General features: G+C 44.5%; 7 protein-coding genes. 3 read left to right on the top strand and 4 right to left on the bottom strand.

The features are described from left to right. Positions 1 to 146: 146 nt before the first annotated feature. From hpsO to glmM, 4 genes are all read right to left on the bottom strand, one after another. The gene (gene hpsO, locus BGL89_RS19100; RefSeq protein ID WP_286827103.1) at positions 147 to 1,316 is read right to left on the bottom strand and encodes a hormogonium polysaccharide biosynthesis glycosyltransferase HpsO; all 1,170 of its coding nucleotides are present in this window, start codon (positions 1,314 to 1,316) and stop codon (positions 147 to 149) included. Beyond that, positions 1,313 to 2,308: a hormogonium polysaccharide biosynthesis glycosyltransferase HpsN gene (hpsN, locus tag BGL89_RS19105; protein ID WP_286827104.1), complete on the bottom strand. Its 996-nt coding sequence runs from the start codon at positions 2,306 to 2,308 to the stop codon at positions 1,313 to 1,315. The genes hpsO and hpsN overlap by 4 nt, the downstream gene beginning before the upstream one ends. 146 nt (positions 2,309 to 2,454) lie before the next feature. Further along, on the bottom strand, positions 2,455 to 4,182 hold the full coding sequence (hpsL, locus tag BGL89_RS19110; RefSeq protein ID WP_286827105.1) for a hormogonium polysaccharide biosynthesis protein HpsL: 1,728 nt from the start codon (positions 4,180 to 4,182) through the stop codon (positions 2,455 to 2,457). 57 nt (positions 4,183 to 4,239) lie between these two features. Further along, on the bottom strand, positions 4,240 to 5,679 hold the full coding sequence (gene glmM, locus BGL89_RS19115) for a phosphoglucosamine mutase (RefSeq protein ID WP_286827107.1): 1,440 nt from the start codon (positions 5,677 to 5,679) through the stop codon (positions 4,240 to 4,242). 316 nt (positions 5,680 to 5,995) lie between these two features. Between glmM and BGL89_RS19120 the strand changes: the two genes are divergently transcribed. The 3 genes from BGL89_RS19120 to BGL89_RS19130 all read left to right on the top strand — a co-directional run bounded on the left by BGL89_RS19120 (position 5,996) and on the right by BGL89_RS19130 (position 9,747). Next, positions 5,996 to 6,937, top strand: coding sequence for a glycosyltransferase family 2 protein (locus tag BGL89_RS19120; RefSeq protein WP_286827109.1), 942 nt, complete (start codon positions 5,996 to 5,998; stop codon positions 6,935 to 6,937). Positions 6,938 to 7,241: 304 nt separating this feature from the next. After that, positions 7,242 to 8,651 carry a hypothetical protein gene (locus BGL89_RS19125; protein ID WP_286827111.1) on the top strand — a complete coding sequence of 470 codons (1,410 nt, stop codon included), beginning with the start codon at positions 7,242 to 7,244 and terminating at the stop codon, positions 8,649 to 8,651. Positions 8,652 to 9,051: 400 nt separating this feature from the next. Next, entirely contained in the window at positions 9,052 to 9,747 is a 696-nt protein-coding gene (locus tag BGL89_RS19130) for a PEP-CTERM sorting domain-containing protein (protein ID WP_286827112.1), read from the top strand. Positions 9,748 to 10,436: the final 689 nt, after the last annotated feature.

Consider the following 10,436-nt stretch of genomic DNA (forward strand, 5'->3'; position numbering starts at 1 on the left):
GGCCGGTGCGGAACCCCGCAAGGGAAAGAAGCAGAAACCCAAATCGTGAGGTTTGGGAATCACCGTCCGTTTACGGCGGTGAGGATGTCAAAACCAGTTATCAGTGAGCAGTGAGCAGCTTTTTTCTTCCTGTTCCCCATCCCCCATCACCGAGGGAGTAATTGTTGATAGAAATCCAATTGTTTTTGAGCGAGGGCTTTATTAGTATAATTGGTCATTACTCTCTGATAACCCCTCTGGCCTAATTCTTGAGCGAAGCTGGGATTATCTAAGAGAGTTTGTATAGATTTAGCCAGTGCCTCCCCATCTTTTTCGGGAAAAATTAAACCCGTATCAGCAATAACAAAGGGGATTTCTCCCGAATCAGAACCAATAACAGGAACCTGACAGGCCATAGCTTCAATTAAGACATGACCGAATTGTTCTTTCCAACCGACGGCCGTTAAGGTTTTGACCTGATAGGTGATTTCTGAAGGCAAAACTAAAGTGTTCATCAGGTTAATATAATTAACTACTTGATCATGGGGAACACTTTCCACTATCATCAAGCGATCGCTTATTCCTGCGGCTGTAGCTTCGCTGACTATTTTATCTTTCAGGATTCCCCGACCTAACAGTAATAATTTCCACTTACCTGTTAATTTAGCTACAGCTTTAATCAGCTTTAGAATGCCTTTCTCTTCCACAAAACGACCGATAAAACCAATCACGAATTCATCGTTTTCAATGCCTAAAGATCGGGCTAAATCGGGTTGCTTGCTGGGGGAAAAAAGAACTTCATCCACTCCTAATTGTGGTAAAACGGTGTATTTACCCCTGTAACCCCGTTCTTTTAAAACATCTACCCCGTCCTGATTACCAGCGATTAAACCATCGGTATTTTTCAGGTTATAAGCTTCTAACCAAGAGATGGGAAATTTAGGAGTATAGGGAAGATTCCACCAAGTAAAAAATACATTTTTAGCCCGGAGATTTAAGAGACGATTCAGAGTAATAAATTGAGCATAAGCGAGAGATTTAGAACCCTGTTCCACTTGAATAATATCAGGTCTAAATTTTTGCAATAAAGGAATTATATCAGTGCCAAAAGTTAATAAAGCTTGGTTATTCTGGCTAAAATTAGAGATAGGAATGACTCGGAAATTGTCGGCTATTTTCGGTTGACTTTCAATGATTTTATTTTGGACTCCTCCTGGTTGCCAACGTTGGGGAACAACAATAGTAACTTCAATATTGGGATTTAATCTTGTCAGGGCGCGCAGTTTCTCACAGTTGAGATCAACGACATAGGTATGACTAGCGACTAAAATTTTCATAGATGATCTAGTTTTGTATAAATTTGGCCATCATTCCAGAGGGACTTTACTTGAGTTTTCAGAGCATCAAGAAAACCTAAACTATAAAAAATTCCCCTAGAGAGGATTTTAATCGGAGAACCACCCTTATTACAGGGAGGATTGCCAAGAACGTGACAATCAAATAATTTAGCGTAGAGTCGCAATTGTTGAGCGGGAGTGAGATTTTTCAGAGCCATCAGAAAGTGATTATGATAAAAAGTCGTCTGATAACTCAAAGAACGAGTGCTAATATCATGACAGCCGCCGGTTTCTTCCCCTAAATGAATCAGATAAGCGGTGGGATCGTACCATACATGATAGGGAGTCCGGCGTAACCTTAAGCAAAAATCCGATTCCTCGCGCACGGCACTGCCACGAAAGCGTTCATCGAACCAAATGCCGTATTTCGTAAATATATCCTTCCGGAAAGACATATTACAGCCCCGGGCCGAGATTACCTGCTGGGGTTTAGTGGTGTGGACAAGATCGATGTAATACCAAGCAATGCCCGGATCCATGGCTTGGGGGGGTAAAAAGTCGATTTCGTAGGGTTTGCCGGTATCTGTCGCCATTTTTTGGGAGTCACCCAATTTCATGCGATCGAATACCCGACCTGCCACTACACCTATCTCAGGGTTCTTGACAAAATTCTCACTATGTGCTTTGAGATAATTATCCGGTAGCCGCACATCATCATCGATAAAAAGAACGATATCGCCTTGGGCGCGACGGACTCCATAATTTCTCGCACCAGGTAAACTCGCCCAATCCAGCCGATACCAGCTAATTTTGTGCTGATTAGCCAGATTTTCCAGATAGGATTGTATGGCGGGGCTGTGGGTAGCGGTCTGGTCGATAACTAATACCTCAAAATCGGGGTAATCTTGTTTGAGTAGGTCATCGAGGGTATCTTTAAGAGGATCTTCGCGCCGATAGGTGGGTATGATGACAGAAATCGAGGGAAAATTCATAGCAGGGGATAGGTAGGGATTAGGGGATAGGGGATAGGGGATAGGGGATAGGGGATAGGGGATGGGGGAATTTCAACTAAAACCCCCCGCAACGCGCACGCAGTGACCCCCCTAAAACCCAAAACCCAACCCCTAACACCCATATTTCAAGCCAAAGAAACACCTTTGCGTTTAAAATTTAAGCTCTTTTTGGAGGATTTTGTGGCGGTTTCTCCCGCCAGAATTTTGGCTTCTTTTTCCTGTTTTTCGATCACGGGTAATCTAAAAATTACGCCCGCAAATATCCAGTAATAAACGCCCACAGGATCCGTATCGAGGGCATACCAATAGGGAAGATAGGCAACAAAGAGCAGCAAAACCCAATAACTACCGGCAAAACCTCGCAGAGTCGGATCTTTGAGGGAACGATAGGTGCGGAAGGCCAGATAAACTAGATGGGTCATGAATATCATGTACAAGGCAAAACCAATGTATCCCAACTCGAATAAAACTTTACTATGATAGGTTTCCACAAAGGAAATATCACCGAAAACCCTAGCAGAAGCTGTGGCGACACCGAGTCCACGACCTAAAATACCGCCCTGATTACGGATAGCAAAATCCAACTGTTCTTGAAGAAAAGCGGTGGGGGGACTCTGTTGCCAACGGCTGACGGCGCTATCGTAGCGTTGTTGGACAAAATCGGGGTTAAGAAAAGAAAAACCGATAGCTAGAAGTAAAGTGGCGGCAAAAATGATCGGCAAAAATCTTTTTAAGTTAGCGATTTGTCCTGTAAGAATCGTCATCAGACCAATAATCGTCGGTACAGCAAAGAAAGCTAATCTTTGCCCAGAGATCACTGCATTAATAAAAACTAGGGTTAAACCCACTAGGGCTGCTAGTCGCCATTTTTGGGAAATTTCACTAAGGGCACTGGCATAACAAATTACGGCACTAGAGACCAAAAACCAAGCCCAGTGCCAGGGGGAAACAAAAGTACCCGGTAGGCGGATCATATTCACTTCCGGACTATACACTAATGCCCCACCGATCAAACACCTCGCCTCTAAGGTGGCTTTAAATAGTGTATCAGCCACGTAGCCTCTAGTTCCTACACAACGACCTGTTTTCAGCATCCAGTATTGCATTAGTCCTAGGACACAACAAATAATCGCTAAAGTCACTAAGAGACGACTAAAAAATAATAGGGTCGGTTTATCTTTGATTAAGTAATAAGTGCAGAAGATCAAGGGGACATAACCTAGCAAAACTTTAAATCCTAATATTCCTTGCAGAAAAGTCTCACTTTCCCGACAGGGAATCCCGCGCAAACGACCATCCCTAAAGATACTCATCCCAGCCACGGAATCGCAAGTAGGCAGAAATTGTCTCTGTAAATTGACTGCTAATAAACAGACTACACAAAAAACAAAGATTAATAATAGGGTTGTACCTAATTGTTTGGGGACAATAATTGGTAATTGCTTTTTTCGACATTCTAAAACTAAGGCGATTAAAGCGGGTAGATAAAAGATATCTTTACTGATCTGCAGGATGGGACTACCTCCCAACCAATAGATAATAGTGCCAGTGAAGGGGACATAGATAATAAATGCCCAAAGAGCCATGCGAGGATAGCTAAAGGAGAAAACTCCTAAAATCAAGACTAAACTTACTGCAGCTCCTATCTTGGCATCAAATAATAAGCTGAGGGGTAATCCGAGCAAAATTCCCACACAAATGGCAAAAATAATCAACCCCGTTAACTTTTGTTTCTTTTGCCTTTCTTCTTTTTTGAGGGCAAGTTTCTCCTTGATGTTAAGCGGGGGACTATCAGCTTTTGTTTGGCCCTGTTTATTCTTTTTTTTCTGGCGATCGATACTTAGTCCGGTCATAATCATCCCTTGCTAGGCTAGGCTAAGGGCATTATAATCCCTGTCCCCCTCGATCGACTACAAAAGATAGCTTCGCACCGCTTCCACTAGCCTTTCTGTCCAAAAATTGGCTAATTCTAGGGTTTCTGCTTCCACCATCACCCGAATTAAGGGTTCTGTCCCGGAAGCGCGCACCAAAATTCTGCCTTTTTCTGCCATAGCTGTCTCAGCTTTGCGGATTTCTCGCCGCAAAGGTTCACATTGCTGCCAATTACGTCGCACTTCTCTATCTTCCACCCGCACATTGCGTAAAATCTGCGGATAGGTGACAAAGCTATGATCGACTAAGTTAGCCAAGGAAACCGCCGATTTCTGTACTAAAGCCGCTAAATGTAGAGCGGTTTGCATTCCATCCCCGGAAACCCCGTAATGATGGCAGAGGATATGACCGGATTGTTCACCCCCTAGCATGGCTCCAGTTTCCCACATTTGCGCCTGAACGTGCTGATCGCCCACGGCAGTCCGCAATAATTGACCCCCCAGTTTTTGCCAAGCGCGTTCAAAACCTAAATTAGCCATCACCGTTGCTACTAATAACCCATCCGGTAGCTGTCCGGCTTCTAAGAGGGAACGACCCCAAAAATAGAGGATATAATCGCCATCTACTACTCTACCTTGACTATCCACGGCCAAGACCCGATCGGCATCGCCATCGAAGGCAAACCCTAAATCCGCTTGCTGATTAATCACCGCCGCCTGTAAGCTTTCTAAATGGGTAGAACCACAATTAACGTTAATGCGATCGCCATCGGCTCGATCGTGTAGGCAGATAACTTCCGCCCCCAAGGTTTGGAATACTAAAGGTGCTAGGTTAACGGCTGCCCCCCAAGCTAGATCCAAAACTATTTTTAATCCCGATAGGTTAATATCCTTCCCGACGGAAGCAATCACAGCTTGATAGTATTTTTGGATTAATTCGGGACAAAAAGTCGCTTTTCCCCAATTTACTGAGTTATCCGCTAATTCTAAATTGCCCCTTAAACCCGCTTCTATCTGTCCGGCTAAAGTGCCGGATAATTTTAAACCGCTGCTGTCAAAAAATTTAATGCCGTTGTCTTCGGGAGGATTATGACTGGCAGAAATCATGATCCCCCCCATCGCTTCGCTTTCTCTGGTTAAATAGGCGACGCAGGGAGTGGGACATAATCCCAGTTGCCAGACTTCTATTCCCGCCCAAGTTAAACCAGCAGTGATAGCATTGGCTAACATATCACTGGAATTACGCGAATCTTGACCGATAATCACCGGTTTGGTGACACCAGCCTGATTTTTAAATACCTGTCCTGCCCAAAATCCGATTTGTAGTGCTAGGGGGGCAGTTAATAATTCTCCCACTTGGCCGCGAATTCCGTCCGTGCCAAACAGGGGGGATGGCGGTAATTCGATTAAACCCGTTAAGGATAACAGGGGATGCGATCGAACTTTTTGTCCATTTTGATACGATAGAGAAGCTACCATGGGCGATTCCTTTCCTCACACAACACACTCAGAGAATAACATGATCACCGATTTTTTCAAATCAATGTTCCCAGTTGACCTTAATCCTCCTTCCGGGGTTCCTTCGGCGGGGTGTAGTGTAGGGTGTGTGGGGTGTGGGGTCTGGGGTGTGGGGTCTGGGGTGTGGGGTCTAGGGTGTGGGGAGAACAAAGCTGCCTTTTGCATGAGTGCATGAGTGCATGAGTGCCTCCTGAATAAAGATTGTTGATTTTTGCAGGAGGTCTAATCAAGGAACCGAGGTTATTTGGTAAGCTAAAACGGTAATCTTGACCCCCGAATGCCCGTGCTGATTAGTGTTGTTATCCCTACCTACAATCGCCAAGCAATTTTAAAAAAATGTTTACTAGCCCTAGAAAATCAGCGTTTAACCGATAATAAAGTGGAAAACTACGAAATAGTCCTGGTCGATGATGGCTCTACCGATGCGACGATCGCTTGGCTAGAAAGTCACAAAGGCAATTTACCCCATCTGCAACTGTGGCAACAGGATCACGGCGGACCAGCGATCGCTAGGAATCTGGGGGTAGAAAAAGCTAGTGGTGATACGATTATTTTTATCGATAGCGATCTGGTAGTGACAGAAAATTTTTTGCAAGCCCACGCCGACGCTTTAACCGCCGGGGCAGAAAGTCTCGGCAGCGATTGCTTATTTACCTACGGCAGTGTCATTAATACCTGTAACTTCGAGCATCCCACCAGTGAACCCTATAAAATCACCGATTTCTCCGCCGCCTATTTTGCCACGGGCAACGTGGCGATCGCTAAAAAATGGTTATTAGCGGCGGGATTATTTGATACCCAGTTTCAACTCTACGGTTGGGAAGATTTGGAATTAGGGGTGAGATTGAAGCAATTAGGACTAAAATTAATCAAATGTCCTGAAGCCGTTGGTTATCATTGGCATCCCCCCTTTAATCTCGCTCAAATTCCCAATCTCATCGATAAGGAAATTCAACGAGGACGAATGGGAGTGCTTTTTTATCAAAAACATCCCACCTGGGAAGTGCGGATGATGATTCAAATGACTTGGATTCATCGACTGTTGTGGGGTTTACTTTCCCTGGGAGGAACCCTGAATGAACGCAGCCTCTCCCCTCTGTTACAATGGTTGATCGATCGAGGTAAACCGCAATTAGCCCTAGAAATTGCCCGCATTTTTCTCAATTGGTACAACGTGCGCGGCGTTTATCAAGCTTATCTGGAAATACAGCTTCAGTGAAATGTCTTGCCGAACACCACCGACGGCGTTTCTCACAAAGACGAGGTATGACTGGATTTGACATCGACAACCGACTCCCTAAAACCAGAGACTTTGTACCTCACCATCGAGATAACTGCCCTAAAGGTGAACATTTGCCGATAAAAAACTGAATATTTGCTTTCTTTTTCTGATAATTGCTGCCACAATCAAAAGCAATCGGCATAGAGAGCGGCGGAAAACACTGACCACATTTGCCCCTTGTGAATTATTCTCCGAGATTGGGCATATTAGAAGTAAATTTTCCTATAGGAGGAATCCCATAATGAATATCTTCGATATTTTAATCGGTTTTGTCGGTGGAGGTGCGATCGGGGGTGGGGCTTTATATGCCCTGCAAGAGGGAAAAATCAGGGAAGCACTACAGAAATATGAGAAAATTCGGGCGGCTTTAGGTGAAACCGAAAAGGAGTTAAAAGACAGCAAAGGACAGTTAAAACAACTCGCTCTCTCCGAAGAACGGATTCGCAATATCGAAGCCACCTATAGAGAAGAAGTGGCTAAATTGCAAGAAGAGTTAGAAGATAGCCAAGGACGTTTGCAAGAGATAGCCAGCGCAAATCCCGCTCAAGCCGTGGAAGTCGCCGATAAAACTCAAATTCAGCCACTTCAACCGGAATACGAAGCTAAAATCGAGGAATTGCGCCAAAGCTATCAAAGTCAAATACAAGAGATCATAGACGGGAAGCAAGGGGAAATGGAAGCCCTGCGTCAAAGTCAACAGGAGCAGATTCTAGAATTAGAAAAGGGCTATCAGTCGCAAATTCAACAACTAGAACAGGGTTATCAAAGCCAACTGTTGGAATTACAAAACGCCCGCCAAGCAGTAGTGGATGATCGAACCACTGAAATCGTCGAACCCTGGGATGATTTCCCCGATAGCCCCAGTGCCGAAGAAATAAATCCTTTTGATGATTTTATCACCGAAGAAACCCTAGTATTGCCACCAGAATTTGCCCCTGAAACGCCCCTAGAAACGCCGGTTTCAGAATCAGAATTCAGCAGTGAGATGAATCCTTTTGATGGTTTTATCACCGAAGAAACCCTAGTATTGGAACTAGAATTTGCCCCTGAAATGCCCCTAGAAACACCAGTTTCCGAGCAGACATTTGACGGTTTAAACAGCAGAGAAGAAACCTTAGTTTCTCCAGAAATGACTGAGAGCGAAGATTTTCCCGTCATGGAAGAACAAGCAATCTCTGACTGGGAGATGTCCGCTGCTGAGATAGAATTTCTCAACAGTTTAACATTAGAGGAAGAAACGAGAACTATCGGTAGTCTAGAAGAATTATCGGGTAATTACGGTCAGATTCAAGAAACCGTTAGCAGTGACACCAGTTTCTCTGATTTATTAGCCCCCGACACCGAAAAATTCGCTGATAACCAAAATTTTCTAGATGACTTATTTGCTGATACCGATGACAGCAATAACCCCGAATTATTCGATTATTTTGCGGAAGAAACCCCTACAGTTGCATCTAACCGCCAAAATGTTGCTTCTGTTGCGAGTGACCAAGAAGAACTAGATTTCTTTAGTATGTTGGATAATGAAGAAATGGCTAATCTAGAATCCTTACCTTCTGACGAAGAACTGCCCCTTGATGATCTATTTAGCGATGATTTATTCTCGGATGGGGACAATAGCAAAACCACGAGGCTAGAATCTCATCAGTAGGCAGATTGCCCGCTATGAAGGCAGAAGACAGAATTTCTTCCCCAGCCGATTTCTGGCTTCTGACTTTTTTAATGGGACTTAGGCGTTTTCGGTCAGCAAAAAAGGCTTAAACCATTACGGGACAAAGGTTTAACCTCGATTTATGATTTTCCTTGATATATCTGGGTTTCAGCGATTTTGGGCTTGGTCGAAGTAAATCCCAAGCGGGGATTGGAGTTGAAGTCCCACTAACTGCGTCACCAGATGGGCGTTTTCCCCGTGTCCCCCGATTCTCGTACCATAGAATAGTAAAAAAATCTACATCAAAAGTAGTGGACATTGGCAAAAAAACAAATATCATATAGGAGGATGCGTTGTATCCTTTTGACTGTACCTAGCCTTTAACTAAGGAGAGCTTCCAATGGAATTCGCTATTAAAACCCTTGTTTTATCCACTGCCACTTTTGGCTTAATGTTGAGTGTAACACAAAACGCCCAAGCCGCTACTCTAATTCCTGGAGTCACTGCCGGAACGACCATATCAACTCAGTGGGCTCTAAACGATGCCGTCAACGGCCAGGGGCTGCCCGGTAACACTCCGAGTCTTACGGGAGATCACGGGGAGTCGCTGATTGGTAATTCTTGGCGGTCAGATATTTTAAGTAACACGCAGGGCACCACAATTCCCTCAGGTACTATCACTTTTAATCTCAATGGTAGCTATAATCTATCTGGGTTTACTTTCTGGAACCTTGGCGGTGGTAGTGAGGAGCTTACCCGTCAGGGAATTAACAATGTGACGATTGAATACTCCAACAACGGTGGAACAACTTGGAGTACCCTGAGTGGCGCTCCTACTTCCTTTACGCAAGGAACTTTTGGTACCCCAGGTACCAATCAGACCCCGCAGGCGTTCAGTTTTGCCTCAGTCGCTGCGACTAATGTTAGATTTACTAATCTGAGTAACTTTGGGGCGTTCAATAACCCCACCAATAACAATCGCATTGGCTTCTCAGAGATTCAGTTTGCTGCAGGAACCAAAATCCCCGAACCTTCTTCCTTGCTTGCTCTGTTAGCCTTTGGTTTAGCGGGTGTTAGTTTGGGAAAAAGAATTTAACTTAGTGTCAGCAGAAGTCCCTCGCTAGAAGTCCCTCGCTTTTAGCGATGGGATGAATGCCCAACACATAGACAATTCTCAAAAACCGATGCTCCGATAAACAGATCTTGACCACCATTCCTTAAGCGATAACCGAGCTTCGGCCGGTCCTGTTGCCAGGAAAAGTATGGGTCTTAGGCACTAGGACGGATGCCGGGGTCGGGAAGGCAAGACTGGCTATCTTTCGAGGTAGAAAGCGCATCCCATTGAAGCAGGAAGCTCTCAACTACCTCGAGAGTGGTTCACGAAAGTAATTCCCGATGTCGTTGACCAGGGAATAACGGGTTTGCCGTTTAACCCGCTCCCTGCTTAATCCGAATGACTAAGCTTTCAGGCTTTTAAACAGGTTTGAGTAAGTTTAGTTGAGCGGTGCTGTCCCCGTGTCTCCCTATTCCCATACCATAAAACAATAAAAAAACTGTATCAAAAGTAACAGACACGGTCAAAAAAACAAATAAAATGCACTGGGGTGCATAGCACCAACTTAACTTGACCTAATTCTATTTAAGGAGATTTCCCAGTGAAACTCGCTATTACACCTCTTGCTTTATCCACTGTCGGCGTTGTCAGATGTAAAGATGAATCAAGCAAAAGTGTAGGGAACTGGAACATCCTTAAACTTAAGGTAATGAATTAGAAGCGGTAGGGAA

Source organism: Microcystis sp. LSC13-02, assembly GCA_002282935.1.
GTDB lineage: Bacteria > Cyanobacteriota > Cyanobacteriia > Cyanobacteriales > Microcystaceae > Microcystis.

Excerpts from the sequence above, each read along its gene's own strand:
- hpsO (WP_286827103.1), bottom strand. The coding sequence starts at position 1,316 with ATGAAAATTTTAGTCGCTAGTCATACCTATGTCGTTGATCTCAACTGT.
- hpsN (WP_286827104.1), bottom strand. The coding sequence starts at position 2,308 with ATGAATTTTCCCTCGATTTCTGTCATCATACCCACCTATCGGCGCGAA.
- hpsL (WP_286827105.1), bottom strand. The coding sequence starts at position 4,182 with ATGACCGGACTAAGTATCGATCGCCAGAAAAAAAAGAATAAACAGGGC.
- glmM (WP_286827107.1), bottom strand. The coding sequence starts at position 5,679 with ATGGTAGCTTCTCTATCGTATCAAAATGGACAAAAAGTTCGATCGCAT.
- BGL89_RS19120 (WP_286827109.1), top strand. The coding sequence starts at position 5,996 with ATGCCCGTGCTGATTAGTGTTGTTATCCCTACCTACAATCGCCAAGCA.
- BGL89_RS19125 (WP_286827111.1), top strand. The coding sequence starts at position 7,242 with ATGAATATCTTCGATATTTTAATCGGTTTTGTCGGTGGAGGTGCGATC.
- BGL89_RS19130 (WP_286827112.1), top strand. The coding sequence starts at position 9,052 with ATGGAATTCGCTATTAAAACCCTTGTTTTATCCACTGCCACTTTTGGC.